Origin of the sequence: Dactylosporangium sp. CA-152071 (assembly GCF_050936335.1) — a bacterium.
Lineage (GTDB): Bacteria > Actinomycetota > Actinomycetes > Mycobacteriales > Micromonosporaceae > Dactylosporangium > Dactylosporangium maewongense.
This window is the reverse complement of record NZ_JBNJMZ010000001.1, coordinates 8,436,877-8,462,216: the sequence shown is the minus strand read 5'-3', so window position 1 is coordinate 8,462,216 and position 25,340 is coordinate 8,436,877. Positions and strand designations below refer to the sequence as shown.

23 protein-coding genes are annotated in these 25,340 nt (G+C 71.6%); 4 read left to right on the top strand and 19 right to left on the bottom strand.

From position 1 onward, the window contains the following. Nucleotide 1 precedes the first annotated feature (1 nt). Together ACQEVZ_RS38190 and pyrR are read right to left on the bottom strand one after the other, a co-directional pair. On the bottom strand, nucleotides 2-913 hold the full coding sequence (locus ACQEVZ_RS38190; RefSeq protein WP_344503562.1) for an aspartate carbamoyltransferase catalytic subunit: 912 nt from the start codon (nucleotides 911-913) through the stop codon (nucleotides 2-4). Beyond that, the gene (pyrR, locus tag ACQEVZ_RS38185; protein ID WP_344503561.1) at nucleotides 910-1,479 is read right to left on the bottom strand and encodes a bifunctional pyr operon transcriptional regulator/uracil phosphoribosyltransferase PyrR; all 570 of its coding nucleotides are present in this window, start codon (nucleotides 1,477-1,479) and stop codon (nucleotides 910-912) included. Before pyrR ends, ACQEVZ_RS38190 begins: the two co-directional genes overlap by 4 nt. 190 nt (nucleotides 1,480-1,669) lie before the next feature. On the opposite strand from pyrR, the gene bldD reads away from it, so the two are divergent. Further along, a complete protein-coding gene (gene bldD / locus ACQEVZ_RS38180) occupies nucleotides 1,670-2,158 on the top strand; it encodes a transcriptional regulator BldD (RefSeq protein WP_033356835.1) in 489 nt (162 codons plus the stop codon). 204 nt (nucleotides 2,159-2,362) lie between these two features. On the opposite strand, the gene nusB is transcribed toward bldD, so the two are convergent. Both nusB and efp read right to left on the bottom strand, forming a co-directional pair. Further along, nucleotides 2,363-2,770 (bottom strand): transcription antitermination factor NusB, encoded by a 408-nt coding sequence (gene nusB, locus ACQEVZ_RS38175; RefSeq protein ID WP_389322645.1) that lies wholly within the window; start codon nucleotides 2,768-2,770, stop codon nucleotides 2,363-2,365. A 50-nt stretch (nucleotides 2,771-2,820) separates the two neighbouring features. After that, entirely contained in the window at nucleotides 2,821-3,378 is a 558-nt protein-coding gene (gene efp / locus ACQEVZ_RS38170; protein ID WP_344503560.1) for an elongation factor P, read from the bottom strand. Between the two features lie 138 nt (nucleotides 3,379-3,516). Between efp and mptB the strand changes: the two genes are divergently transcribed. After that, nucleotides 3,517-4,896 (top strand): polyprenol phosphomannose-dependent alpha 1,6 mannosyltransferase MptB, encoded by a 1,380-nt coding sequence (gene mptB, locus ACQEVZ_RS38165; protein WP_433375661.1) that lies wholly within the window; start codon nucleotides 3,517-3,519, stop codon nucleotides 4,894-4,896. A 158-nt stretch (nucleotides 4,897-5,054) separates the two neighbouring features. Here the strand turns inward: mptB and aroB are convergent, their stop codons facing one another. From aroB to ACQEVZ_RS38090, 15 genes are all read right to left on the bottom strand, one after another. Next, nucleotides 5,055-6,140, bottom strand: coding sequence for a 3-dehydroquinate synthase (aroB, locus tag ACQEVZ_RS38160; RefSeq protein ID WP_425552248.1), 1,086 nt, complete (start codon nucleotides 6,138-6,140; stop codon nucleotides 5,055-5,057). 22 nt (nucleotides 6,141-6,162) lie between these two features. Continuing rightward, nucleotides 6,163-6,660, bottom strand: coding sequence for a shikimate kinase (locus ACQEVZ_RS38155; RefSeq protein ID WP_433375657.1), 498 nt, complete (start codon nucleotides 6,658-6,660; stop codon nucleotides 6,163-6,165). Next, nucleotides 6,657-7,835 carry a chorismate synthase gene (gene aroC, locus ACQEVZ_RS38150; RefSeq protein ID WP_344503556.1) on the bottom strand — a complete coding sequence of 393 codons (1,179 nt, stop codon included), beginning with the start codon at nucleotides 7,833-7,835 and terminating at the stop codon, nucleotides 6,657-6,659. The genes ACQEVZ_RS38155 and aroC overlap by 4 nt, the downstream gene beginning before the upstream one ends. 114 nt (nucleotides 7,836-7,949) lie before the next feature. Beyond that, nucleotides 7,950-8,744 (bottom strand): shikimate dehydrogenase, encoded by a 795-nt coding sequence (locus ACQEVZ_RS38145; protein WP_344503555.1) that lies wholly within the window; start codon nucleotides 8,742-8,744, stop codon nucleotides 7,950-7,952. Beyond that, entirely contained in the window at nucleotides 8,745-9,938 is a 1,194-nt protein-coding gene (gene mltG / locus ACQEVZ_RS38140; RefSeq protein WP_433375652.1) for an endolytic transglycosylase MltG, read from the bottom strand. It lies immediately after the preceding gene. Between the two features lie 21 nt (nucleotides 9,939-9,959). Beyond that, the gene (ruvX, locus tag ACQEVZ_RS38135) at nucleotides 9,960-10,427 is read right to left on the bottom strand and encodes a Holliday junction resolvase RuvX (RefSeq protein WP_344503552.1); all 468 of its coding nucleotides are present in this window, start codon (nucleotides 10,425-10,427) and stop codon (nucleotides 9,960-9,962) included. A gap of 86 nt (nucleotides 10,428-10,513) precedes the next feature. Continuing rightward, nucleotides 10,514-13,174, bottom strand: a complete 2,661-nt coding sequence (gene alaS / locus ACQEVZ_RS38130) for an alanine--tRNA ligase (protein ID WP_433375649.1) — start codon at nucleotides 13,172-13,174, stop codon at nucleotides 10,514-10,516. Then, nucleotides 13,171-13,437: a hypothetical protein gene (locus tag ACQEVZ_RS38125; RefSeq protein ID WP_344503550.1), complete on the bottom strand. Its 267-nt coding sequence runs from the start codon at nucleotides 13,435-13,437 to the stop codon at nucleotides 13,171-13,173. The genes alaS and ACQEVZ_RS38125 overlap by 4 nt, the downstream gene beginning before the upstream one ends. 55 nt (nucleotides 13,438-13,492) lie before the next feature. Next, nucleotides 13,493-13,942, bottom strand: coding sequence for a DUF948 domain-containing protein (locus ACQEVZ_RS38120; RefSeq protein WP_344503657.1), 450 nt, complete (start codon nucleotides 13,940-13,942; stop codon nucleotides 13,493-13,495). 103 nt (nucleotides 13,943-14,045) lie between these two features. Next, nucleotides 14,046-15,935, bottom strand: a complete 1,890-nt coding sequence (locus tag ACQEVZ_RS38115) for a hypothetical protein (RefSeq protein ID WP_433375645.1) — start codon at nucleotides 15,933-15,935, stop codon at nucleotides 14,046-14,048. Nucleotides 15,936-16,948: 1,013 nt separating this feature from the next. After that, entirely contained in the window at nucleotides 16,949-18,352 is a 1,404-nt protein-coding gene (locus ACQEVZ_RS38110) for a replication-associated recombination protein A (protein WP_433377207.1), read from the bottom strand. A gap of 154 nt (nucleotides 18,353-18,506) precedes the next feature. After that, entirely contained in the window at nucleotides 18,507-19,283 is a 777-nt protein-coding gene (locus ACQEVZ_RS38105) for a sugar nucleotide-binding protein (RefSeq protein ID WP_433377204.1), read from the bottom strand. 2 nt (nucleotides 19,284-19,285) lie between these two features. After that, nucleotides 19,286-21,115: an aspartate--tRNA ligase gene (gene aspS, locus ACQEVZ_RS38100; RefSeq protein WP_344503548.1), complete on the bottom strand. Its 1,830-nt coding sequence runs from the start codon at nucleotides 21,113-21,115 to the stop codon at nucleotides 19,286-19,288. Between the two features lie 45 nt (nucleotides 21,116-21,160). After that, on the bottom strand, nucleotides 21,161-22,477 hold the full coding sequence (gene hisS / locus ACQEVZ_RS38095; RefSeq protein WP_433375642.1) for a histidine--tRNA ligase: 1,317 nt from the start codon (nucleotides 22,475-22,477) through the stop codon (nucleotides 21,161-21,163). 6 nt (nucleotides 22,478-22,483) lie between these two features. Beyond that, nucleotides 22,484-23,158, bottom strand: a complete 675-nt coding sequence (locus ACQEVZ_RS38090) for an MBL fold metallo-hydrolase (protein ID WP_360570948.1) — start codon at nucleotides 23,156-23,158, stop codon at nucleotides 22,484-22,486. Nucleotides 23,159-23,335: 177 nt separating this feature from the next. Here ACQEVZ_RS38090 and ACQEVZ_RS38085 point away from each other — a divergent pair, with 177 nt between their 5' ends. Both ACQEVZ_RS38085 and ACQEVZ_RS38080 read left to right on the top strand, forming a co-directional pair. Next, entirely contained in the window at nucleotides 23,336-24,235 is a 900-nt protein-coding gene (locus ACQEVZ_RS38085; RefSeq protein WP_433375638.1) for a peptidylprolyl isomerase, read from the top strand. A 37-nt stretch (nucleotides 24,236-24,272) separates the two neighbouring features. Next, entirely contained in the window at nucleotides 24,273-25,145 is an 873-nt protein-coding gene (locus ACQEVZ_RS38080) for a peptidylprolyl isomerase (RefSeq protein ID WP_433375635.1), read from the top strand. The last annotated feature ends 195 nt before the right edge of the window (nucleotides 25,146-25,340 follow it).

Here is a 25,340-nt window from a genome sequence, read left to right as displayed (position 1 = left end):
ATCACGCTTTGCCTCCGAGCAGCAGGTAGAGGACGGCCATCCGCACGGACACCCCGTTGGCGACCTGTTCGACGATGGTGGAGCGCGGCGAGTCCGCGACCTCGGGCGCGATCTCCATGCCCCGGTTCATCGGCCCGGGGTGCATGACGATCGCGTGCTCGGGCAGCCGGCTCATGCGCGGCACGTCGAAGCCGTAGCGCCGCGCGTACTCCCGCTCCGAGGGGAAGTACGCCTGGTTCATTCTTTCCCGCTGGACCCGCAGCATCATGACGACGTCGGAGTCCGGGACCACCGCGTCGAGGTCGTAGGACGTGCTGGCCGGCCACGCCCCGACGCCGACCGGCAGCAGCGTGGGCGGTGCGACGAGCGTCACCTTCGCGCCGAGGGTGTGCAGCAGCTGCACGTTCGACCTGGCCACCCTGGAGTGCAGCACGTCGCCGACGATGGCCACGTTGAGCCCGGCGAGCCTGCCGAGGCGGTTGCGCATGGTGTACGCGTCGAGCAGGGCCTGCGTCGGGTGCTCGTGCGTGCCGTCGCCGGCGTTCACGACGCTGCCCTCGACCCAGTTGGCGAGCCGGTGCGGCGCGCCGCTGGCCGGGTGGCGGATCACGACCGCGTCGGCGCCCATCGCCTGCAGCGTCAGGGCGGTGTCCTTGAGACTTTCACCCTTCGAGACGCTGGAGCCCTTCGCCGAGAAGTTGATGACATCGGCCGACAGCCGCTTCGCCGCCGCCTCGAACGAGATCCGCGTCCTGGTCGAGTCCTCGTAGAACAGGTTCACCACGGTGCGCCCCCGCAGCGCGGGCAGCTTCTTCACCTCGCGCCCCGCGATGCTCGCCATCTCCGCCGCGGTGTCGAGCACCAGCGTGGCGGCGGCGGCGTCCAGGTCGGCGGCGCTGAGCAGGTGCTTCATGCCTGCCTCTCCTTGCTCACGATCACCACGGCGTCGTCGCCGTCCTGCTCGGCGACGGACACCCGGACGCTCTCGTCGATCGAGGTCGGGATGTTCTTGCCGACGTAGTCGGCGCGGATCGGCAGCTCGCGATGGCCCCGGTCGACGAGGACCGCCAGCTGGACCATCCGCGGCCGGCCGAGATCCTTGAGCGCGTCGAGGGCCGCGCGGACCGTGCGGCCGGAGAAGAGGACGTCGTCGACGAGGATCACGCGGCGCCCGTCGAGGCCACCGGGCGGGATCTCCGTGTGACCCAGCGCACGGGTCGCCTGGAGGCGAAGATCGTCCCGGTAGAGCGTGATGTCCAACACACCGACCGGGATCTCAGCACCCTCGAAAGTGGCGATCCTGGCGGCGAGTCTGCGAGCGAGCGGTACGCCTCGGGTAGGTATGCCGAGCAGCACCGTTTCGGTGGCTCCGGACGTCTTTTCCAGAATCTGATGGGCAATCCGGTCCACCACACGGGCGACATCTGCCGCCGTTAGGATGGTTTTGCCCAGCTCAGCGCCTGTTGTCGGGGTCGACAAACCAGACCTCCTTCCCCGCCTCACCGGACGGGTCGTTAAAGGACGTCGAACGGCAACCACCCTAACAACCGCCCTGACCTGGGCAACGGATGGGTCTCGACCACTTGACCCCGCGACTTCTGCCAGTTACGGTCACGCTCCGTAGCGATCGCTGGGGAAACCCCTCAGGCCAGTGACTGGGAGTGTCCGTATGCCGTCTGAGTACGCCAAGTCTCTTGGTGCTCGCCTGCGCTCGATCCGACAGCAGCAGGGGCTGTCTCTGCAGGGTGTCGAGGAGAAGTCGGCAGGGCGCTGGAAGGCCGTCGTCGTCGGTTCGTATGAGCGGGGCGACCGGGCCGTCACCGTGTCCCGCCTGGCCGAGCTCGCCGAGTTCTACCGCGTCCCCGTCGCCGAGCTGCTGCCCGAGGGCAGCGGTGTCAGGCACGAGCCCACCAACAAGATCGTCCTGGACCTGGAGCGGCTGTACGACGCCGGCGCCGAGGACCTTGCCTACGTGGCCCGCTACGCGCGCGCCATCCAGCAGCAGCGCGGCGACTACAACGGTCGCGTGCTGTCCATCCGGGCCGACGACCTGCGCGCCCTGGCGATCGTTTACGACGCCTCGCCGTCGGGGCTGGTCGAGCGGCTCAACGAGCACGGTGTGCTGGTCACCGACCCGCGCAGCCTGTTTCAGTCCTGACCTTCCGTAGCAAGGAGGGGGCCGCTCCGGCGGCCCCCTCCTTGCGTTGATACCCGCCCGCGGTGGGGCGGACATCACCCTCCGCGGAGGGCGTGATGATGATCTCGCCGCGTCGCTGGTCCCGTGGAAAACGCACAAAACCGGGCGGATCCCCCGTCGTCCGACGGCGGATCACACCCGGTCAACTGGCTTGCCAGCGGCGTCTTACGTGGCGTAGTCGGCGATCCGGCCCAGGATGCCGTTGAGGAAGCGGGGCGAGTCGTCGGTCGACAGCGCCTCCGCGAGCTCGACCGCCTCCGTGATCGCCACGGGGTTGTCGATCTCGTCGTTGTAGAGCAGCTCGTACACCGCGATGCGGGCCAGATTCCGGTCGACCACCGGCATCCGCTCCAGGGTCCACCCCTCGGCGTAGCTGGACAGCAGCTCGTCGATCCGGACGGCGTGGCTCTCCACACCCTCCACCAGCTGGACGGTGTACGGCAGGTAGCCCGGCTTCGGCTCCTCGAGATTCGCCACGTAGGACGTCAGGACCGACCCGCGCGGCTCACCGCGCAGGTCGGCCTGGTAGAGCACGTCGAGGGCACGCTTGCGGGCCTTCCGCCGCGCGGTCATCTGCGCGGTGACGTCGCCCCCGAGAAAGGAGCCCCCACTGAAGGACACGGTCAGGACCGGCCGAGGTAACGGCTGTCGCGGGTGTCGACCTTGATCTTCTCGCCGATGTTGATGAACAGCGGCACGTTGACCGTGGCGCCCGTCTCGACCGTCGCCGGCTTGGTGCCACCCGTGGAGCGGTCGCCCTGCAGGCCCGGCTCGGTGTAGGTGACCTCGAGGATCACCGAGGTCGGCAGCTCGACATACAGCGGCACACCCTCGTGGGTCGCCACCGTCACCTCGGCCTCGGGGAGCAGGAACTTGGTCCCCTCGCCGACCGTGCCGGCGGGGACGGAGATCTGCTCGTACGACTGCAGATCCATGAACACGTAGTCTTCGCCGTCGATGTACAGGTACTGCATCGTCCGCTTGTCGACGGTGGCGGTCTCGACCTTCGTCCCGGCGTTGAACGTGCGGTCGACCACCTTGCCGGAGAGCACGTTCTTCAGGGTGGTCCGCACGAACGCGCCGCCCTTGCCCGGCTTCACATGCTGGAACTCAACAACGGCCCACAGATCGCCGTCGAGGTTGAGCACCAGGCCGTTCTTCAGGTCGTTCGTGGTTGCCATGTGGATAGACGTCACTTTCGTCAGTTGGTCCGTGCGGCATCGTGCCGGCGGAAAGGCCCGAAGCAGTGTACCGGTCGAGGTGGCCGGAGTTCATGTCGCATTGGCCACCAGGACATGAAACTCAGCCAGTGTGCCGTAGTGGGCAGACCGGACATCGTCAACCGTACCCTGGGTTTCGCGGGTTCCGTCGCGATCGCGCTGGGTGGCGCCGCCGCCGGCGCCCTTCCTCGCCGCGATCCGTTCGAGGACTGGCCGCTGATCCGCGAGCTGCGCGCCTTCCCCCTCGCGGGCGTCGCCGTCACCTACTTCGGGCTGGTGCTGCTGTGCGGCGCGTGGCTGCGCATGCGGTCCACGCTCGACGGTCAGCGCCCCGCCGACCTGATCAAGACCCTGCTGTGGTGGGCCGCCCCGCTCGCCGTCACGGCCCCCATGTTCAGCCGCGACGTGTACAGCTACCTCGCCCAGGGCGCGATGGTGCGGCAGGGGCTCGACGCGTACCGCTGGGGCCCCTCCATGCTCGGCGGCCCCCTCGCCCTGGACGTCCCGCCCATCTGGCAGGACACGCCCGCCCCCTACGGCCCTGTCTTCCTGCGCTGCGCGTCGATGATCGTCGCCATCACCGGCGAGCACACCGTCGCGGGCGTCTGGGCGATGCGGCTCGTCGCCCTGGCCGGGGTCGCCCTGGCCGTCGCCTGCCTGCCGGGCCTCGCCGCCCGCTTCGGCGTCCCACCACAGCGCGCCCTGTGGTTCGGCGCGCTCAACCCGCTGCTCCTGCTCCACCTCGTCGCCGGCGTCCACAACGACGCCCTCATGGTCGGCCTCGTCGCCGCCGGCCTGCTCGCCGCCGTCCGCGACCGCCCCCTGCTCGGCGCCGCCCTCATCGTCGCGGCAGCCCTGGTCAAGGCGCCCGCGATCCTCGCCCTCATCACGGTCGTCGCCCTGACCCGCGGCCGCCGGGGCGCCCTCCTCCGCACGGCGGCCGGGGCGGGTCTCGCCTTCATCGTGCTCCAGGCCGCGTCCGGTCTGGGCCTGGGCTGGATCGCCGCCCTGCACACCCCCACCACCGTCCGCAACGGCCTCTCCCTCAGCACCGACGTCGGCATGCTCCTCGCCTCCGCCGGCCACCCCTCCGCGATGGCCGTCATCCGCCTCGTCGCGGCGGCCGCGGGCTGTGCGCTCGCCGGCTGGGCCCTGCTGCGCGCCCCGAACCCTGTCGCGGGCCTCGGCCTGGCCCTCGCCGCGATCGTCCTGTGCGGCCCGGTCGTGCACCCCTGGTACCTGCTGTGGCCGATCGTCCCGCTCGCGGCCGGCCTGCACCACCCGCCCCCCGCCGCGATCCGCCTCTCGGTCGGCATCGCGATGTTCCTGCTCCCCTTCGGCGCCCCCACCTACCCGCAGGCCGTCGTGGCCGCCATGTTCGGCACCGTCGGCGGCATCCTGTACCTGCGCCTGCGCCCACCCCTGCCCACTCTGCTCCCCACCCCAGCTCCTGCCACCCCAGCCCCCGCCACCCCCTGACCACCACAAACCATTCGGGATCACGAGAGCCAGCCGGCACCACCCGCCCCATGATCCGGAAGACTTCATGTCGTCATAGCAGCACAAAGTCTTCCGGATCACGGAAAGCTGTCCTGGTGCCGGCCGGTCCGGCGGGCTTGCCAGAAAGTGTGGTGGGGTCAGGCGGCCACGGCGGCGTAGGCGGCGAAGAGCAGGTCGTCGGGTGGGCCGGCGAGGGTGCCCGGGGTGGCGAGGCCGTCCAGCACCACGAAGCGCAGCGTCGCGCCGCGGGCCTTCTTGTCGACGCGCATCGCGGCGTGGAGGTCGGTCCAGGCGGCGGCGTCGTACGTGACGGGGAGGTCCAGCAGCTTCAGCACCGCGGCGTGGCGGGCGGCGACGTCGGCGGGGAGGCGGCCGGTGAGCCGGCCCAGCTCGGCCGCGTAGACGAGGCCGACGGAGACCGCGTGGCCGTGCTTCCAGCGGTACTGCTCGCGGCGCTCGATCGCGTGGCCCAGCGTGTGACCGTAGTTGAGAATCTCGCGCAGGCCGGACTCGCGCAGGTCGGCGGAGACCACCCGGGCCTTGACCGCGACGGCCTTCTCGACCAGCGAGGGCAGCACCGCGCCGTGCGGGTCGAGGGCGAGCGCCGGGTCGGCCTCGACGAGGTCGAGGATGGTGGGGTCGGCGATGAACCCGCACTTGACCACCTCGGCCATGCCGGCGCGCAGGTCGTCGGCGGGCAGCGTGTCCAGGGTCGACAGGTCGCACACGACGCCGACCGGCGGGTAGAAGGCGCCGACGAGGTTCTTGCCGGCGGCGGTGTTGATGCCGGTCTTCCCGCCCACCGCGGCGTCGACCATGCCGAGCAGGCTGGTCGGGACCTGGACGAGCCGGACCCCCCGCAGCCAGCTCGCGGCGACGAACCCGGCGACGTCGGTGACGGCCCCGCCGCCCACGCCCACGACGGCGTCGCTGCGGGTGAACGCGGCCTCCCCCAGCGCGTCCCAGCAACCGGCGGCGACGGCGATGTCCTTGCCCGCCTCGGCGTCGGGGACCTCGAGGGGCAGCACCCCGTGGCCGGCGGCCCGCAGCGCCGCCATGACCTGCTCGGCGTGCCCGCGGACGGGCCCGGCGAACAGCACGGCGACCTGCGCCGCGCCGCTGACCAGCGAAGGCACCCGGTCGAAGAGCCCCCGCCCGATCAGGACGGAGTAGCCCGAGACGTCGACCACGGAAACGGCGGTCACAGCAGACCCTCCAACCAAGCGACAACAGCAGCGGAAGCGGTCACAGCTTGCCGGCCAGTTCCTCGGCGATGTCCTCGGGAGTGCGGCCGTCGGTGCCGACGGTGATGGTGGCGACCTGCTCATACAGCGGCCGCCGCTGGTCCAGCAGGTACTTCAGCGTGGCCCGCGGGTTGAGCGCGAGCAGCGGCCGGCCGCTGCCGAGCCCGACCCGGGACACCGCGTCGGACAGCTCGACCGTCAGGTAGACCACGGTGTGCCCGGCGAGCAGCTCGCGGGTCTCGGCGGCCAGGATCGCGCCGCCGCCGAGGGCCAGCACCCCGTCGAACGTGGACAGCGCCGAGGCGACCGCGGCCCGCTCCAGCGCGCGGAAGTGGTCCTCGCCCTCGTCGATGAAGATCTCCGGGATCGGCTTGCCCGCGACGGCCTCGATGTCGACGTCCACGTCGCGGAACTGGACGTCCAACGCGGCGGCGAGCAGCGTGCCGACGGTCGTCTTGCCCGCTCCGGGCGGGCCGACGAGGACGGCGCGAGGCTTCACCGGATGACCAGGTTCGACATGTAGCCGGCGACGTTGCGCTGGATCTCGGGGACCGAGTCGCCGCCGAACTTCTCCAGGGCAGCCTCGGCGAGGACGAGCGCGACCATCGCCTCGGCGACGACGGCCGCGGCGGGGACCGCGCAGACGTCGGAGCGCTGGTTGATGGCGGTGGCGGGCTCGCCGGTGGTGACGTCGATGGTCTGCAGTGCCCGGTTGAGCGACGAGATGGGCTTCATCGCGGCGCGGACCCGCAGCGGCTCGCCGGTGGTGATGCCGCCCTCGAGACCGCCGGCGCGGTCGGTGACCCGGCGGACGCCGTCGGCGGTGGGGATGATCTCGTCGTGCGCCTGCGAGCCGCGGGAGCGGGCCTGCGTGAACGCGTCACCGATCTCGACGCCCTTGATCGCCTGGATGGACATGAGGGCGGTGGCGAGGCGGGCGTCGAGCTTGCGGTCCCACTGCACGTGGCTGCCGAGGCCCGGCGGGACGCCATAGGCGAGGACCTCGACGATGCCGCCGAGGGTGTCGGCGTCCTTCTTCGCGGCGTCGACCTCCTCGACCATGCGGGCGCTCGCGTCGGGGTCGAGGCAGCGCAGCGGGTCGGCGTCGATGCGGTCGAAGTCCTCGGGCCGGGGCAGCAGGCCGGGCTTGGCGGCGACGGACCCCAGCTCGATGACGTGGGAGACGATGTCGATGCCGAGCGCCTGGCGCAGCAGGGCCTTGGCGACGGTGCCGACGGCGACCCGGGCGGCGGTCTCCCGCGCGCTGGCCCGCTCCAGGATCGGCCTGGCGTCGGTGTGCCCATACTTCTGCATGCCGGCGAGGTCGGCGTGGCCGGGGCGGGGCCGGGTCAGCGGCGCGTTGCGCGCCTGGGCGGCGAGCACGTCGGGGTCGACGGGATCGGCCGCCATGACGGTCTCCCACTTCGGCCACTCGCTGTTGCCGACGCGGATCGCGACGGGGCTGCCGAGGGTGCGCCCGTGCCGGAGGCCGCCGACGAACTCGACCACGTCCTGCTCGAACGCCATCCGCGCGCCGCGGCCATAGCCGAGACGTCGACGGGCCAACTCTGCCGCCACGGACGCGCTCGTCAGCTCGATACCTGCGGGAACACCCTCCAGGATCGCGACGAGTGCCGGGCCATGCGACTCACCTGCGGTCAACCAGCGCAACACCCGGCAAGCATGTCACGCGGGTATGACACTTCCCGCAATGAGGTCACCAAAGCCCATCAGACGGAACGCACGGCCGCCTCGCCGGCGAACAGCGATCCAAAAGACAGCACGCAGTCAGGCGGAACGCAGCGCCGCACGCATCGCCGCGACCGGAGCAGCCTTGCCGGTGAACAGTTCGAACTGGTCGACCGCCTGCCACAGCAGCAGATCGAGCCCGGACACGATCGCGCACCCGGCGGCGGACGCCGCGGCGGCCAGTGGCGTCGGCCACGGCTCATAGATCGCGTCGAACACGACCGGCCGCCCGGACCAGTCCGCGACCGCGAGCGGGTCCGCCGCCCCCTTCGGCACCGTGGAGATCACCACGGGGAACGAGGTGCACGAGTCGAGCGACGACCAGGGCGCGTGCACGAGGTCCACGGAGAGCGCCGAGGCCACCGGCAGCAGCTCCTCAAAAGCTTCGAGCCGCCGCGTGTACAGCGTGACGTCGGCCGACAGTGAAGCGGCCGCGGCCAGGGCGGCCCGGGCGGTGCCGCCGCCACCGAGCACGGCGAGCCGCGGCGTGCGCGAGACACCCGCCTCCAGCAGCGCCCGGACCATGCCCGGGGCGTCGGTGTTGTACGCGTGCCATCCGTATGCCCGCCGGACCAGCGTGTTCGCCGCGCCGATCGCCGCCGCGAAGGGGTCGACCATCGCGGCGACCGTCAGCGCAACCTCTTTGAGCGGCATGGTGAGCGACAGCCCGGCCCAGTCGGGCGAGAGCCCGGCGACGAACCCGGGCAGGTCCGCGGTGCCGCACTCGATCGCCGTGTAGGTCCAGTCGCGCAGCCCGGCGGCCGCGTAGCCGGCGTTGTGGATCGCCGGTGAGCGCGAGTGGCTCACCGGCTGGCCGAGGACCGCGGCACGCACCTACTTGACGCCGTTCTTCTGCGCCTGGGCCCACAGCTTCTCGAACTCGGGGTACGTCTTGGCGTATCCGGTGTTGCCGGCCGTGTCGATGGCGCAGAAGTAGTAGTAGTCGTGCTTCGGCGGGTTGATCGCCGCCTTCAGCGCGCTGGTGCCGGGGTTGCTGATCGGACCGATCGGCATGCCCGGGACGTCGTGGGCGTTGTACGGGTTCTTCTTGTTGTGCAGCTCCGAGTTGAGCAGCTCGGTGGACGGCTTGGCGCCCTTGCCGGTGATCCGCAGGTAGTAGTTGACGGTGCTGTCGACCTGCAGGCAGCTGCACGGGAACTTGCCGGAGTAGACCCGGTTGTAGAGCACCCGCACGATGCCCTCCTGGTCCTTGTCGAGGCCCTCGACCTGGGCGATCGACGCGCCGATCAGCGCCTCGTAGGGCGAGATGTGCAGCGAGTTCTGCACGCCGTCGATGAACCCGAGGGACTCGATCTCCTGGTTGAACCGGTTGATGATGATCTTCAGGATGGCGGTCGCGTCGACGTTCGGCGGGAAGTCGTAGGTCGCCGGGAAGAGGAAGCCCTCGATGCTCTTGGCGACGCCCTTGCCGTCCTGGCGCTGGAACCACACGTCGGACAGGCCGAGCGCCTTGGTGTCCTGCGAGGCCTTCTCGAACTCCTCGTAGGGGATCTTCGTGACCTCGGACAGCTTCTTGAACGTCTCCTGGAACGTGAGGCCCTCGGGCAGCGTCACCTTGTTGACCAGGCGGCTCTTCGGGTCGAGCATCATCGACAGGGCCTGGGCGGCGGCCATCTGCTTGCGCAGCTTGTAGAAGCCCGGCTGCAGCTTCTTGCTGCGCTCGTCCTTCTTCGCCGCCTCGACGAACGCCTTCGCGCTCTTCACGACGCCCTTTTCCGCCAACGTGTTGGCGATGTCGGCGGCATACTGGTTGGGCAGGACCTCGACCGTCACTTCGCCGGAGCCGCCGCCGTTGTAGTCGGCAGCGGTGAACATGTCCTTGACCCGGTCGACGCCGACATAGACGCCCAACGCGAGACCACCGAAGACCAGCAGACTGATGAAGAGCGCGAGGAAGGTCCTCCCGCCACGGCCCTTCCGTCTGCCGCGGGCCGGAGCGGACGCGGCGCGGCGCCGATGTCTGCTGGGCCGCTCCTCGTCGTCCCAGCCCAGGTCAAGCTCGCCCATCTGTCCTTCGCCTCCTGGCATTCAGCCGCGAACGGCCCGTCGCGCGTCGAGCCATCGTTGCAGGATCTCCACGGCGGCCACCTGATCGATGACCGCGCGTTGCCGCCTGCCACGGACGCCGCGCTCCGACAGCCTACGTGTTGCCGCCGCGGTGGACATCCTCTCGTCCGTCAGCAAGACCGGCACGGGGTCCGCCAGCTCCGCCAGACGGTCGGCATATTGCCTGATCAGAACCGCTGCGGGCCCTTCCTTGCCGGCCAGGTTAATCGGCAGGCCGACAACGATCTCCACCACTTCGTGTTCCGCGACCAGCCGCAGGATTTCCGACATGTCGGAAGAAACCTTGTCACTCTCGGTGACCTGATCGCGCGGCAGGGTGGCGACGGGGCTCGCGAGGATCCCGTCCGGATCGCACATCGCGACGCCGACGCGGACACTGCCGACGTCGACTCCGATCCGCCGGCCACGGGTCCACGGCTGCGTCGTCACGGGTAGCACCCTATGCGCACCGCGCACCCCGCGAATGCCCGCGGGTAGGTGAATCGACGAATTCACCTACCCGCATTCCAGCCGATCTACAGCGCTCGCTCGACCGCGGCGAGCAACGCGGGGGCCTCCGCCGCCGGCACGCCGCCGCCCTGCGCGAGGTCGGCGTTGCCGCCGCCACGGCCGGACAGGGCGCCCTTGACCAGGTCACCGGCGGACAGGCCGCGGCTCTTCGCGGCCGCGTTGATGCCGACGACGAGCGACGCCTTGCCGCCCGCGCGGGCGGCGACGGCGACGACCGCGGGCCGATCCGCCGGGATCCGGCCGCGGATCTCCTGCACCAGCGTCCGGACCTCGTTCGCGGAGGTGCCCTCGGGCGCCTCGGTGCCGACGTACGCGACGCCGTGCACGTCCTTCGCCGCGTCGGCGAGCCCGCCGGCGTTGGCGAGGACCAGCTGGGTGCGCAGCTTCTCCAGCTCCCGCTCGGCGTCGCGCAGCTGCGCGACGGTCTGCTCGACCCGGTCGGCGACCTGGTCGCCCGGGACCCGGAAGAGCTCGGCCAGGCGCGACACGAGGACGTGCTCCCGCGCCAGGTGCCCGAACGCGTCCAGACCGACGAGCGCCTCGACCCGTCGTACACCCGAACCGATCGACGACTCGGAGAGGATCTTCACCAGGCCCAGCTGGCTGGAGCGCTCGACGTGCGTGCCGCCGCAGAGCTCGCGGGCGTAGTCGCCGACCTCGACGACGCGGACCTCGTCGCCGTACTTCTCGCCGAACAGCGCCATGGCGCCGAGCTTGCGCGCCTCCTCCTGCGACGTGACGAACGCGTGCACCAGCAGGTCCCGCAGCAGCACCTCGTTCACCTGCTGCTCGACGTCGTGCAGCACGCTCTGCGGCACGGCGCCGGGGGTGTTGAAGTCGAAGCGGAGCCGGCCGGGCGCGTTGAGCGAGCCCGCCTGGGTCGCCGACTCGCCGAGGAAGTTGCGCATCGTCTGGTGGATGAGGTGGGTCGCGGTGTGCGCCCGCGACACGGCCCGCCGGCGCGTGGTGTCGATCTCCGCGAACGCCGACTCGCCGGGCCGGATCTCGCCCTCGAGGATCTTCACCCGGTGCACGATCAGGCCGGGCAGCGGGCTCTGCACGTCGAGGACCTCGGCCTTGCCGCTGCCGGTGGTGATGACGCCCAGGTCGGGCATCTGGCCGCCGCCCTCCGCGTAGAACGGGGTGGCGTCCAGCACCAGCGAGATCTCCTCGCCCTGGCCCCCCGCGGCGGCACCGAGCAGCGACCGCACGACCGACTCCCGGGCCACCTCGCGGTAGCCGGTGAACTCGACCGGCCCGCCCTGCTCCAGGGCGGCGCGGAACTGCGAGAGGTCGGCGTGGCCGGTCTTGCGGGCCTTCGCGTCGGCCTTGGCGCGGGTGCGCTGCTCGGCCATGAGGCGGCGGAAGCCCTCCTCGTCGACCGTCAGGCCCTGCTCGGCCGCGATCTCCAGGGTCAGGTCGATCGGGAAGCCGTACGTGTCGTGCAGCTGGAACGCCTTGTCCCCGGACAGCACGGTCTTCGAGGCGGCGCGCGTCTCCGTGACGGCGGTGTCGAGAATCGTGGTGCCCGCCTTCAGCGTCTGCAGGAAGGCCTCTTCCTCGCCGTACGCGTACGTCGAGATGCGGTCGAAGTCCGCCGCCACCTCCGGGTAGGACGGCGACATGCAGTCCCGCGCGATCGGCAGCAGGATCGGCAGCGCCGGACCCTCGTGCCAGCCGAGCAGGCGGATCGAGCGGATCGCCCGGCGCAGGATGCGGCGCAGCACGTAGCCGCGGCCCTCGTTGGACGGCGTGACCCCGTCGGAGATCACCATGAGCGCGGTGCGGACGTGGTCGGCGATGACGCGCAGCCGCACGTCGTCGGGGTGCGACTCGCCGGCCACCTTCGACACGGTCTGCCCGTAGCGCTTGCCGGTCATCTCCGCGGCCTTGCTCAGGATCGGGTTGACCTCGTCGATCTCGTACAGGTTGTCGACGCCCTGCAGCATCGAGGCGATGCGCTCCAGGCCCATGCCCGTGTCGATGTTCTTCGCCGGCAGCTCACCGACGATGTCGAAGTCCTCCTTCGACCGCACGTTGGTGATCTCGTACTGCATGAAGACGAGGTTCCAGAACTCCAGGTAACGGTCCTCGTCGACCTCCGGGCCGCCCTCCTTGCCGTAGGCGGGGCCGCGGTCGTAGTACAGCTCGGAGCACGGCCCGGCCGGCCCGGGGATGCCCATCGACCAGAAGTTGTCCTTCTTGCCGCGCCGCACGATCCGCTCGGCGGGCAGGCCGGTCTTCTTCCAGATCTCGATCGCCTCGTCGTCGTCGAGGTAGACCGTCGCCCAGATCCGCTCCGGGTCCAGGCCGAAGCCGCCCTTGTCGACCGGGTTGGTCGACAGGTCCCAGGCGAGCTTGATCGCGCCGTCCTTGAAGTAGTCGCCGAAGCTGAAGTTGCCGTTCATCTGGAAGAACGTGCCGTGCCGGCTGGTCTTGCCGACCTCGTCGATGTCCGGCGTCCGGATGCACTTCTGCACGCTCGCGGCCCGCGGGTAGGGCGGCGTGCGCTGGCCGAGGAAGAACGGCACGAACTGCACCATGCCCGCGTTGATGAACAGCAGGTTCGGGTCGGCGATCGCCGGCAACGGCGCGCTCGGCACGACCGTGTGTCCCGCCCCCTCGAAGTGGGCGAGGAAACGACGCTTGATCTCCGCGGTCTTCATCGGTGCTGCCGGCCTTCCGGGTAAAGGTCTTCGTCGAGGGTCGCGCCTTCCGCGAACGCGGCGTGGATCTCGGCCTCACGCTCCGCCATGCCGTCACGCACGTCGTCGACGAACCCGCGGACGGTGCCGGCGAGACCGACGGCCGAGTCGCGCGCCGAGGCGGCGATGCCCTGCGGGGTGAAGGCCTGCGCTTTCTTGGTGACCGCGCGGACGACCAAAGCGCCTATGGCGAGTCCGATCCCGAGCCACAGCATGCGCCGCATGGCTCAACCTTTCTTGTCTCGTTTGTCAGGTGGTGTACGGGCAGCGCCCGCGCGACTAGGCGCGCTTGCGCCGCGACTGCTTGATCTGTTCGCGCACCTCGGCCTCGTCGGCGGCGGCGCGGCGGTTGGCGGCGGCCTTGCGCACGCCATAGCCGAACGCGGCGACCTTCACGAGCGGGTTCGCCGCGGCCGCACTGACCACTGTGGACAGGTTCGCCACGTTGGCGCTCACGTGCGACACGTTCTCGGTGATCGTGTCGATGCGCGCCAGCTGCATGTTTACCCCGTCAAGCGTGGTGTGCACCTGGCTGAGGGCCACGTTGACATTGTCGATGGTGCTGTTGATCCGCTCCAGCATGGGGGTCGTCTGGTCCGCGGCGTCGCGCAGCGCGCCGGTCGCCGCGTCGATCGTGTGCCGGACCCGGAGGATCGGCACCGCGAGCACCAGCACGAGCACGAAAAAACCACCCGACGCCACCAGCGCCGCGATACCGCCCAGGGACACGGTCACGCCCGTTTCCTCCTTCACCCGCGTGGATGCGCTCATCCAACGGAGGAACCCTACCCTCCGTGATGAGGCGGCGCTTCTCGACCGGCCGGTGTCGCCGTCAGCCGCCGCCCTGCTCGCCACCTGGGCCGTAGCTGATCCGGTTGAAGACTTTGATGGTCGCCACCGCGAGGGGGCAGATCGCGGTGGGCGCGGGGCCCGGGTCGCCCTCCCCCGACGGCTGCGGCGCCGGGTCCTGCGACGCGGGCTGGCTGGCCGGTGCCTTCGGTGTCGGCTTGCCCGACTGGGACGGGTTCGCCTGCGACGGGTTCACCGTCGGGCGGGCGCCCTTCACCTCGCAGACGGCCGCGCGCACCCACAGGTCCAGGACGTATTCGTCGCGCTGCCAGCACGTCTCGATCCCGTCGACGCCCTCGGCCTGGCAGTCGGGGATGTCCCACTCGACCCAGCCGGCGTCCTTGAGCTTGCCGACGAACGCCCGGTTGGTCTCCTCCGGCCCGCGCGCCGACTCCCAGGTCCGCTGCCGGGACCGGCACTCCCGGATGCACCAGCGGCTGCCGAGCGCCCCGTCGGTCGGGTTGCGGGCCGCCCACTCCGGCAGGTTGAGGTTGTCGAGCTCCACGAACACCGGGTCCCTGGTGAACTCCCGGATCACGAAGAACGCCGCGGGCGCGCTCACCACCGCGAGCACCACGAAGATGATCGTCGCGAGCCGCAGCTGCCGCACCCGCTTGGCCTGCGCGAGCTGCAGCAGCCCGAACGGCGCGATCTGCGTCGTGGACTCCCAGTCGAACGCTCCCGGTGTGGTGGCGATGCCGCGGTACGTGGTCGCGGGGTTGGGGTCGAACCGCGCCAGGTCCACGAACGGCTTCGGCGGCGCCTCCCCCGGCTGCCGCGGCACACCGTAGGGCGAGGGCCGCCCGCCCGGTGCGTTGACCGGTGGCCGCCCGCCGGGCGCGCCGTGCGGGCCGCGCTGCTGCGGTCCCCGCTGCTGCGGACCGCCGCCGGGGAGCGCCGGACCCTGCGCGCCGCCGGGACCGCCGCCGGGCGGGCCGCCCTGGGGGGCGTGCTGGTTGCCGGCCGGGGCGCCCGTCTGGGGGCCGCCGCGCCCGAACGACTCGCCCTGGGCACGGCCGTGCGGGTCGCTCTGGGGGCCGGTGCCGGTCCGCGGGCCGCTCTGGCCGCGCGCGCCGAACGGTCCGGGCTCCTGCGGTCCCGTGCCCGGGCCGTGCGGTCCGGTGTGTTGCGGGCCGGTCTTGTCCGGTCCGGGTTGCTGCGAGCCGACGCCTCTGGAGCCGGCGGAGCCGTGGCCGGCGCGGCCCTGGGCGGCGGCGGGACCTGCCTCGGCGGCGAAGCGGCCGGCCGGCTCGGCGCCGCCGCGGCGCTGCGCCTGCGGGACGGAGCCGGCGGCAGCCTCGAACGACCTCCGGCCACCGCTGGACTCCAGGTCCGGCTCACCACGGCGCTGCGGCGGGATCGGACCGGCAGCCGCCTCGAACGACCTGCGACCGCCGCTCGACTCCAGGTCCGGCTCGCCGCGGCGCTGCGGCGGGATGGCACCGCCGGCCGCCTCGAACGACCTGCGGCCGCCGCTGGACTCCAGGTCCGGTTCGCCACGACGCTGCGGCGGTGGAACGGCGCCGGCAGCCGCCTCGAACGACCTGCGACCGCCGCTGGACTCCAGGTCCGGCTCACCACGACGGGGTTCGGGCGCGGCCCGCCGCCCGCGCGACGGCGACTCCTCGTCGGCGGCCCGGTGCCCGCCCGGTGCCGCCTCACGGGCTGGGGCGTCCCACGCGGACGGCGCGCCGCCGCGACCCGTCGCCGGCCCTGCCCCAGGCGCTGCCGGGCGACCCGCCGACGGTCCGGTGCCGGGCACCGGTGTGCGACCCGTCGCCGGCCCGGCCTCGGGCACGGACGTGCGCCCCGTGACGGGCCCGGGCACCGACGTGCGGCCCGTGGCCGGGGTGGCGGGGGTGGCGTCGGGCACGGGCGTGCGGCCCGTGGCAGGCCCGGGAACGGCGGTGCGACCGGTGGCCGGCGGCACCTCGGGAACGCCGGGGCGACCGGTGACGGGTCCGGGCACCGAGGTGCGACCGGTCGCGGACGCACGGCCGGCGGCGGGCGGAGGGCCTGCCGGCGGGGCGACCGGCGCACCCGGCACGGATCCGGTCGCCGGCTCGCGGCGCGCAACCGGGTCGGCCTGGGGCTGCCAAGGGCCGGCCTCGGGGGCGGCACGACGACCCGCCGGCTGCGACGTGTCAGGCGCGGCGCGGCGACCCCCCGGCTGGGACGTGTCGGGCGCGGCGCGACGGCTGGACTGGGAAGTCTCGGGCTGCCACGCCGCCGTCGGCTCAGGGGCGGCACGACGACCAGCCGCCGGCACGCCACCCGACGGCGACTCACGATCGACCGCGCCGCGACCAGCGGCGCGACGGCCGGACTGGGAGGTCTCGGGCTGCCACGCCGCCGTCGGCTCAGGGGCAACACGACGACCAGTCGCCGGCACGCCACCCGACGGCGACTCACGATCGACCGCGCCGCGACCAGCGGCCCGACGGCCGGACTGGGAAGTCTCGGGCTGCCACGCCGCCGTCGGCTCAGGGGCAACACGACGACCAGCCGCCGGTACACCACCCGACGGCGACTCACGCTCAGCCTCACCGCGGCCAGCAGCGCGGGGGGCCTGCCACGCCGTCGTCGGCTCAGGGGCGGCACGCCGGCCCGCGGCCGGTACACCACCCGACGGCGACTCACGATCGGCCTCGCCGCGACCGGCGGCGCGGGGGGCCTGCCAGGCCTGGGTGGGCTCGGCGCGGCGGGGGGCCGGCTGGTCCAGCACGTCGTGGCCGCCGTCGCGGGGGGCCGCGGGCGGCTGTTGAAGGCCGTCCTCGTCGCCTCGGGCGCTGCGGAGTTCGGCGAGCCAGCCGAGGTCCTCATCGCTCGGGCCTTCTTCGGCCTTGCCGCGGCCGCGCCGCTTCTTGGCCTCATCTCGACCCGATGTCACCGGTGCCGCTCCTCCACCATGCTGGTCGCGCCGTCGGTTGCGGGGTCTGCTGCCGACACTGTGGTCCCCCGCACGATACGCCGCAGTTTCGGCAATCGTTCCGCCACAGCGCGCTCTGCGCCATGGCCCGTAGGGCGGTAGTACTCCCGGTCGTCGAGCCCTTCCGGGGCGTACCGTTGCTGCACAACGCCTCGGGAGTCGTCGTGGGGGTATTTGTACCCTTTGCCGTGGCCGAGCTTGGATGCACCGCTGTAGTGCGAATCGCGTAAATGCGCGGGAACTGCACCGCCGTGCCCGGCGCGGACGTCGGCCATGGCGGCGCCGATCGCGGCAACGACCGCGTTGGACTTCGGGGCGACCGACAGGTGGATCACCGCCTGCGCCAGGACGATCTGCGCCTCGGGCAGGCCGACGAACTGCACGGCGTGCGCGGCGGCGGTCGCGGTCTGCAGGGCGGTCGGGTCGGCCATGCCGACGTCCTCGCTGGCGTGCACGATCAGGCGCCGGGCGATGAACCGGGCGTCCTCCCCCGCCTCCAGCATCCTCGCCAGGTAGTGCAGGGCCGCGTCGACGTCGGAGCCGCGGATGCTCTTGATGAACGCGCTCACCACGTCGTAGTGCTCGTCGCCGTCCCGGTCGTACCGCAGCGCCGCCACGTCGATGGCCTGCTCGGCGGTGGCCAGGTCGATGACCTCGGCGCCCTGTGCCGTCGTCGCGGCCGCGGCCGCCTCGAGCGCGGTGAGGGCCTTCCGCACGTCGCCGCCCGCCAGGCGTACCAGATGCGCCTCCGCGTCGGGAGCGAGCGTCACCTTGCCGTCGAGCCCCCGCGGGTCGGCCACGGCACGGCGCAGCAGCTCGCGCACGTCGTCCTCGGTCAGCGGATGCAGCTTCAGCGGCACGCAGCGCGACATGAGCGGCGTGATGACGGAGAAGAACGGGTTCTCGGTGGTGGCGGCGAGCAGCGTGACGGTGCGGTCCTCGACGGCCGCGAGGAGCGAGTCCTGCTGCGTCTTGCTGAAGCGGTGCACCTCGTCGATGAAGAGCACGGTCGGCGGCCCGCCCCGGCGGCGCTCCCGGCGTGCGACATCGATGACCGACCGCACGTCCTTGACGCCCGCGTTGAGCGCGGACAGCGCCACGAACTTGCGGTCGGTGGCCCGGGCGACCAGGTGCGCGACCGTGGTCTTGCCGCAGCCGGGCGGACCGAACAGGATCACCGACATCGGCGCGTCGCCGCTGACCAGCTGCCGCAGCGGCGCGCCCGGCGCGAGCAGGTGCTGCTGCCCGACGAGCTCGTCGAGGGTCCGCGGGCGCATCCGCACGGCGAGGGGCGCGTCGGCGGCGACGTCGTCGAATCCGCCGGGGGGCGCGGGATCGCCGCCGCCGCCCGGTGGTTGCATCTCGAACAAGCCGTCCACGGCCCCAGACCCTACAGCTTCTAGCTCCCCGACCCTTGCGGGCCGCGGTTTTGTGGGGGGCTGCGCCTCCCCACACCCCCCATGCGAACGCTCCGCGTCCGCACTCAAACTTTGTGTGCGCTGCGAAAGACCTTGGTCAGACAGGCCGCGGAGTGAGACCGAGCAGCGCCCGGGCCGCCGAGGAGTCCAGCACGACCCTGGCCGGACGGGTCATTCCGCTCGCCGCGAGCGTCGCCGCCGGCACCTTCGCGGGGTCCACGCCGTGCCGTTCCGCGACGCGGACGCCGATCTCGTGCCGGGACAGCGCCTCCGGGCCGGCCACGTTGAGCACGCCGGCGTGGTCGGTCGCGGCGACGGCCACCAGGGCCGCGGCCAGGTCGTCGACGGCGATCGGGCAGCGGATCTCGTCGGTGAACAGCGCCCCGGTCGCGGCTCCGGTCGCCAGGTCCAGGCAGGTCTGCTCATGCCGGGACAGCTTCCCACGGCCGCCGGAGACGATCAGCGACGTGCGGACGATCGCCGCGCCCGGGTCGACGGCGGCGACGGCCTCCTCGGCGGCGGCCTTCGCGGCGCCGTAGTCGAAGACCGGCGACGGCGCGTCCGCCTCCGTGTACGGCGCGTCCCGCCCCGCGAACACGGCGTCGGAGGAGACGTGCACGAGCCGGGCGCCGATCGAGCGGGCGGCGACCGCGACGTTGGCGGCGCCCGCCGAGACGACCGGCCAGAGGTCGTCGGCCGAGCCGCCCTTGTTGCCGAGGACCGTGGCGGTGTGGATGACTGTCGCAGGTCGTACCACGGCGAACATGGCCGACAGGGCGCCCAGGTCCCTGATGTCGATCCGCGGCGCGGGGACGGCCCCGGCCAGGGCGGCGACGGCGCCTCCGAGATACCCGGAGGCGCCGGTCACGAGCACCGTCAAGCCTTGACCTCTGTCTTCGCCTCAGTCTTCGCCTCTGTGGCTCCGGCGGCCTTGGGCTTGGCGTCCACGCCGGCCTCCAACCGCTGCTGGGCGGTGATCGGGGTCGGCGCGCTGGTCAGCGGGTCGAAGCCGCCGCCGGTCTTCGGGAACGCGATCACCTCACGGATCGAGTCGACGCCGGACAGCAGCATGCAGATGCGGTCCCAGCCGAAGGCGATGCCGGCGTGCGGCGGCGGGCCGTACTTGAACGCCTCGAGCAGGAAGCCGAACTTGTCCGCGGCGTCCTCGGCGCTGATGCCCAGCATGTCGAAGACCCGGCGCTGCACGTCGCCCCGGTGGATACGGACCGACCCACCGCCGATCTCGTTGCCGTTGCAGACGATGTCGTACGCGTAGGCGAGGGCCTCGCCCGGCGACTCCTCGAAGCGGTCGATCCACTCGCGGTTGGGCGAGGTGAACGGGTGGTGCACGGCCGTCCAGCCCTTCGCGCCGCCGCCGGTGCCGCCGGCCTCCGGGTCGGTCGGCTCGAACATGGGCGCGTCGACGATCCAGCAGAACGACCACGCCGACTCGTCGACGAGCTTCGCCCGCTTCGCGATCTCGACGCGGGCCGCGCCGAGCAGCTCCTGTGCCTGGCGCCGCTCGGCGGAGGCGGCGAAGAACACCGCGTCGCCGGGCTTGGCGCCGACGGCGTCGGCGAGGCCGGCCAGGTGCTCCGCGGACAGGTTCTTCGCGACGGGACCCTTCGGCTCGCCGGTCTCGGCGTCGAGGACGACGTAGGCGAGGCCGCGGGCGCCGCGCGCCTTCGCCCAGTCCTGCCAGGCGTCGAGCTCCTTGCGGGTCTGCGCGGCGCCGCCGGGCATGACGACCCCACCGACGTAGCCGCCGCCGTCGATGGCGCCGGCGAAGACGCGGAACTCGGTGCCGCGCAGGTAGTCCGTCAGCTCGGTCAGCTCGACGGAGTAGCGCAGGTCGGGCTTGTCGGAGCCATACCGCGCGAGGGCGTCGTGCCAGGTCAGCTTCGGGATCTCGCCGGTGATCTCGTGGCCGGCCAGGTCGGACCACAGCGCCCGGACGATCGACTCGCCGAGCTCGATGATGTCGTCCTGGGTCACGAACGACATCTCGATGTCCAGCTGGGTGAACTCCGGCTGCCGGTCGGCGCGGAAGCCCTCGTCGCGGTAGCAGCGGGCGATCTGGTAGTACCGCTCCAGGCCGCCGACCATGAGCAGCTGCTTGAACAGCTGCGGCGACTGGGGCAGTGCGTACCAGGTGCCGGGCTGCAGGCGGACCGGGACCAGGAAGTCGCGGGCGCCCTCGGGCGTGGAGCGGGTCAGCGTCGGCGTCTCGACCTCGACGAAGTCACGGTCGGCGAGCAGGTTGCGGGCGATCTGGTTGGCGCGGGAGCGCAGCTTCATCGCCTTGTGCGGGCCGGAGCGGCGCAGGTCGAGGTAGCGGTACCGGTAGCGCACGTCGTCGCTGGCGGCGTCGCCGTCGTCGACGGGCAGCGGCAGCGGCGCGGCCTCCGACAGCACCTCGAGGGCCGTCGCGACGACCTCGACGTCGCCCGTGGGCAGGTCGGCGTTCTCGTTGCCGGCGGGCCGGGCGCGCACCTCGCCGGTGACGAGCACGCAGTACTCGTTGCGCAGCGCGTGCGCGACCTCCATGTCCTCGCGGAACACGACCTGGACGACACCGGAGGCGTCCCGGAGATCCACGAAGATCACGCCGCCGTGGTCGCGCCGGCGGGCCACCCAGCCGGCGAGCGTCACGGTCGTGCCGGCGTCGCCGGCCCGCAGGGCGCCGGACTGATGGGATCGGATCACGGGATGTCTCTCTCCTTCGCGCATGGGCAGGTGGTAGTCATTCTGTCACCGCAGCGTCGGTGCCATGTCCGCGGCCGGGGGCGCCCAGGTTTGAGCTTCGGCCGCGGCCTGCTCGCCGGACCGGATGTCCTTGACCTGGTCCGGGTTCTCCCCGTTGGCGGGGAACCAGACGAAGGGGATGCCGCGCCGTTCGGCGTAGCGGATCTGCTTGCCGAGTTTCGCCGGTACGGGTGCCACCTCCGTCGCGATCCCGCGGGCGCGCAGCGAGGCGGCGATCCGGTTGCTGACGGCGCGCTCCTCCTCGCTCCACAGCGCGACGAGGACAGCTGTCGGCACGGGGCGCGTGACGCCGAGCGCGTCGGCCTTGAAGAGCAGGCCGAGCAGGCGCGAGACGCCGATGGAGATGCCGACGCCGGGGAAGACGTCGCGGCCGGCGCTGGCGAGGTTGTCGTACCGGCCGCCGGAGCAGATCGAGCCGAACTGTTCGAACCCGGCGAGCTCCGTCTCGTACACGGTGCCGGTGTAGTAGTCGAGTCCGCGGGCGATCTTCAGGGTCGCCTGGACCAGGCCCGGGTTGTGCTCGCGGGCGGTCTCCACGACCGCGGCGAGCTCGGCGATGCCCTCGTCGAGCAGCGGGTGCTCGACGCCGAGCTTGCGGACCTCGTCGGCGAACGAGTCGTCCTGCGCGGTGATCCCGGCCAGCGCGAGGCAGGCGTCCGCCTGGGCTTCCGTGTACTTTTCCTTGATTTCGTCTTTTACCGCACTTGGACCAACTTTGTCCAATTTGTCGACTATTCTCAGAATTTCTTCCGGGTCTTCGATGCCGAGGCCCCGGTAGAACCCCTCACACAACTTCCGGTTGTTCACCAGGATCTTGACCGGCGGGATCGGCAACGACCTGAGCGCGTCGCCGATCACCAGCGGGATCTCGGCCTCGTAGTGGGAGGGCAGGGTGTCACGGTCGACGATGTCGATGTCCGCCTGCAGGAACTCGCGATAGCGGCCCGCCGCCGGCCGCTCCCCCCGCCACACCTTCTGGATCTGGTACCGGCGGAACGGGAACTGCAGCTTTCCGGCATTCTCCAGGACGAACCGGGCGAACGGGACGGTCAGGTCGAAGTGCAGCCCGAGGCTCTGATCGTCCTCGCCTTCGGCCGCCTGGAGGCGGCGCAGGGTGTAGACCTCCTTCGAGGTCTCGCCCTTGCGCAGCAGCTGGTCGAGGGGCTCGACGGCGCGCGTCTCCAGGGGCGAGAAGCCGTACAGCTCGAAGGTGCGCCGCAGCCGGTCCAGGACCTGCTGCTCGACGAGGCGCTGCTCGGGGAGCCACTCCGGAAACCCGGACAGCGGCGTGGGACGGGTCATCTGTCTCTACCAGCCTCGGTTGGGGTTCTGTGTCGTCGCCTCGCGCAGGTACGGGTTGCCCTTGCGCTCCCGGCCGATCGTGGTGCCGGGCCCGTGCCCGGGCAGGACAACGAGGTCGTCGGAAAGCGTGAGCACCTTGTCGCGCAGGCTCGCCATCATCTGCGTCATGCTGCCGCCGGGCAGGTCGGTGCGGCCGATCGAGCCCTTGAACAGCACGTCGCCGGTGAAGATCTCCTCGGCGCTGCGGAACATCACCGACCCGCGCGTGTGGCCCGGCGCGTGGTCGACGATCAGCTCCAGCCCGGCTATCTTGAGGACCAGGCCGTCCTCCAGAGGTGCGACGTCCTCGGGCTCCGTCCAGGTCAGCCGGCCGCCGAACAGCGCCGTCAGGTCGGTGCTGAGCCCCTTCGTCGGGTCGGCGAGCATCTCGCCGTCGTCCGGGTGGATGTAGGCCGTGATCCCGCGTGCGCCGCAGACCGGCGTGACGGAGAACGTGTGGTCCAGGTGGCCGTGGGTCAGCAGGACCGCGGCCGGCTGCAGCCGGTGCTCGGCGAGCACGGCGTCGAGCCGGTCGACGACCCCGATCCCGGGGTCGATGACCACGCACTGCTCACCTGGCGCCGGGGCGACCACGTAGCAGTTGGTCCCGAACGCTTCGGCGGGAAAGCCGGCGACGAGCACGGCGCTCCTCCCTGTCGATGTTCCGCACAGCGATCTCCTCAAACCCCTCAGACCCTATCCGGAGGTCAGGCACAGCGAACCGTGACCGGGCGGCGACCACCATTCCGGTTTCTACCCGTACACTCTGGCGGGCGTGTGACGTGGGACCCAAACGTATTTTCCTGGAGGGGAGCACAGGTGGCTTCCAGTAAGAGCCGGCAACGCGCCTTGGCGCGGGCGAAGACCGAGCGGCAGATCGCCCGTCGGGCGGCAGCGGCACGGCGTCGTCGGCAATGGCAGGCCGGCATCGGCGGGGCGGTGGCACTGACCCTGCTGGTCCTTGCCGTGATCTGGAAGACCGGAGGCTTCGACCCCGAACCGATCCGCGCTTCCGAGTGCGCCTGGACCCCGATCGACGCCGGCAACGGCGTGACCGACGTGGGCAAGCCGCGGACCAACGACATCGTCAAGAACGGCGTCAAGACGATGACGATCGCGCTCGGCCAGGGCACCGTGACCACCAAGCTCGACCCGAGCAAGGCGCCCTGCACCGTGGAGAGTTTCACGTACCTCGCGGGCAAGAAGTTCTTCGACAACACCACCTGCCACCGGATGGTCAACGACTCGCTGCTGCAGTGCGGCGACCCGTCGGCGACCGGCAGCGGCGGACCCGCGTACCGGTTCCCGGACGAGAACAACCCGCCGCCGGCCCCCGCGCCGTCCGCTTCCGCGGCGGACCCGTCGGCCCCGGCGGACACCAACGTCCTGTACCCGGCCGGCACGGTCGCCATGGCCAACTCGGACGTCGACACCAACGGCAGCCAGTTCTTCCTGGTGTTCAAGGACGTCAAGCTGCCGCCGAACTACACCGTCTTCGGCACGATCGTCGGCGGCATGGACGTCCTCACCAAGATCGGTGAAGGCGGCTCCGAGCCGGCCAACGACGGCAAGCCGAAGACCGAGGCCAAGATCAGCTCGCTGACGGTCACCGACGTCGCGCCGCAGGAGGACCCGACGCCCGCCACGTCGGTCCCGGCCTCGACGCCCGCGTCGTCCGCGCCCGCGACGCCGTTGGCCAGCGCTTCCAGCAAGTCGTAACTCCATCCCAATCCCTGCTGAGCAAGGAGTACCAACCGTGACCTCCAACCGGGACCGCCAGCGCGCCGCAGCGCGTGCGCGGCTGGAGCGGGAGATGGCAGACCGCGCAGAGCGCTCAGCCGGCCGACGGCGCAGGAACACGACGATCGCCGCTGCGGCCGGCGGGTTGGTGGTCCTGCTCGGTGTGGCGTGGCTGGTGGTCGTGCTGACCAAGGGCGACGACAAGGCGAGCCCCGAGGCGGCCGCCTCGGGGTCCGCCTCGGCGACCCCGACCAACTGCACCTGGCTGCCCCTGGTCGACCCGTCGGCGTCGCCCGCGCCTGAGATCCCCAAGGAGGTCAAGGACGTGGGCACCCCGCCCACCTCCGGCGAGCCGCGCACCGGTTCGCAGACCATGACCATGGACACCAGCGTCGGCACGATCAAGATCAAGGTCGACACCGCCAACGCTCCGTGCGCGGCCGCCAGCTTCACGTACCTGGCCAGCAAGAAGTTCTTCGACGACACCAAGTGCCACCGCCTGGTGACGCAGAGCATCTACGTCCTGCAGTGCGGCGACCCGTCCGGCACCAGCCTCGGCGGCCCGACGTACCGCTACGCGGAGGAGAACCTGCCGACCGGCCGCCGCCCCGCGTACACCGAGGGCATGGTCGCCATCGCGAAGACCGAGAACCCGGCCAGCTCCGGCAGCCAGTTCTTCATCGTTTACAAGGACATCGAGTCCCTGCAAGCGAACTACACGGTTCTCGGTCGCGTCACCGAGGGCCTCGACCTGATCAAGAAGGTCGCCGAGGCCGGCACCCTGCCCGACCCCGCCGCCTCCGGCGACCCCGCCGCAGCCGCCTCCGGCGACGGCGCCCCGAAGACCGAGGTGAAGATCAAGACCCTGACGATGAGCCCAGCTTCCTGACGCTCGTCACTTTCTCCCACCGAACGGCCGCGGGCTCCCACCCGCGGCCGTTCGCTTTCCACGACCTCTCCCCCGAGGTGCACCATGCCCGCGGCCCGACACCACTCCCCGCACAGACGTTGACCAATACCCAGATCCGCCCGTTCCAGATAGAGCACCGTTACACAAAAGCCGCAAATCCACCCATTGACCGAG

What these genes read in the sequence shown, in the direction of transcription:
- mltG (WP_433375652.1), bottom strand. Translation starts at nt 9,938, where the DNA reads ATGGGCGAGCTTGACCTGGGCTGGGACGACGAGGAGCGGCCCAGCAGA.
- hisS (WP_433375642.1), bottom strand. Translation starts at nt 22,477, where the DNA reads ATGACCCGTCCCACGCCGCTGTCCGGGTTTCCGGAGTGGCTCCCCGAG.
- efp (WP_344503560.1), bottom strand. Translation starts at nt 3,378, where the DNA reads ATGGCAACCACGAACGACCTGAAGAACGGCCTGGTGCTCAACCTCGAC.
- alaS (WP_433375649.1), bottom strand. Translation starts at nt 13,174, where the DNA reads ATGAAGACCGCGGAGATCAAGCGTCGTTTCCTCGCCCACTTCGAGGGG.
- bldD (WP_033356835.1), top strand. Translation starts at nt 1,670, where the DNA reads ATGCCGTCTGAGTACGCCAAGTCTCTTGGTGCTCGCCTGCGCTCGATC.
- ACQEVZ_RS38125 (WP_344503550.1), bottom strand. Translation starts at nt 13,437, where the DNA reads ATGCGGCGCATGCTGTGGCTCGGGATCGGACTCGCCATAGGCGCTTTG.
- ACQEVZ_RS38190 (WP_344503562.1), bottom strand. Translation starts at nt 913, where the DNA reads ATGAAGCACCTGCTCAGCGCCGCCGACCTGGACGCCGCCGCCGCCACG.
- ACQEVZ_RS38110 (WP_433377207.1), bottom strand. Translation starts at nt 18,352, where the DNA reads ATGCAACCACCGGGCGGCGGCGGCGATCCCGCGCCCCCCGGCGGATTC.
- nusB (WP_389322645.1), bottom strand. Translation starts at nt 2,770, where the DNA reads ATGACCGCGCGGCGGAAGGCCCGCAAGCGTGCCCTCGACGTGCTCTAC.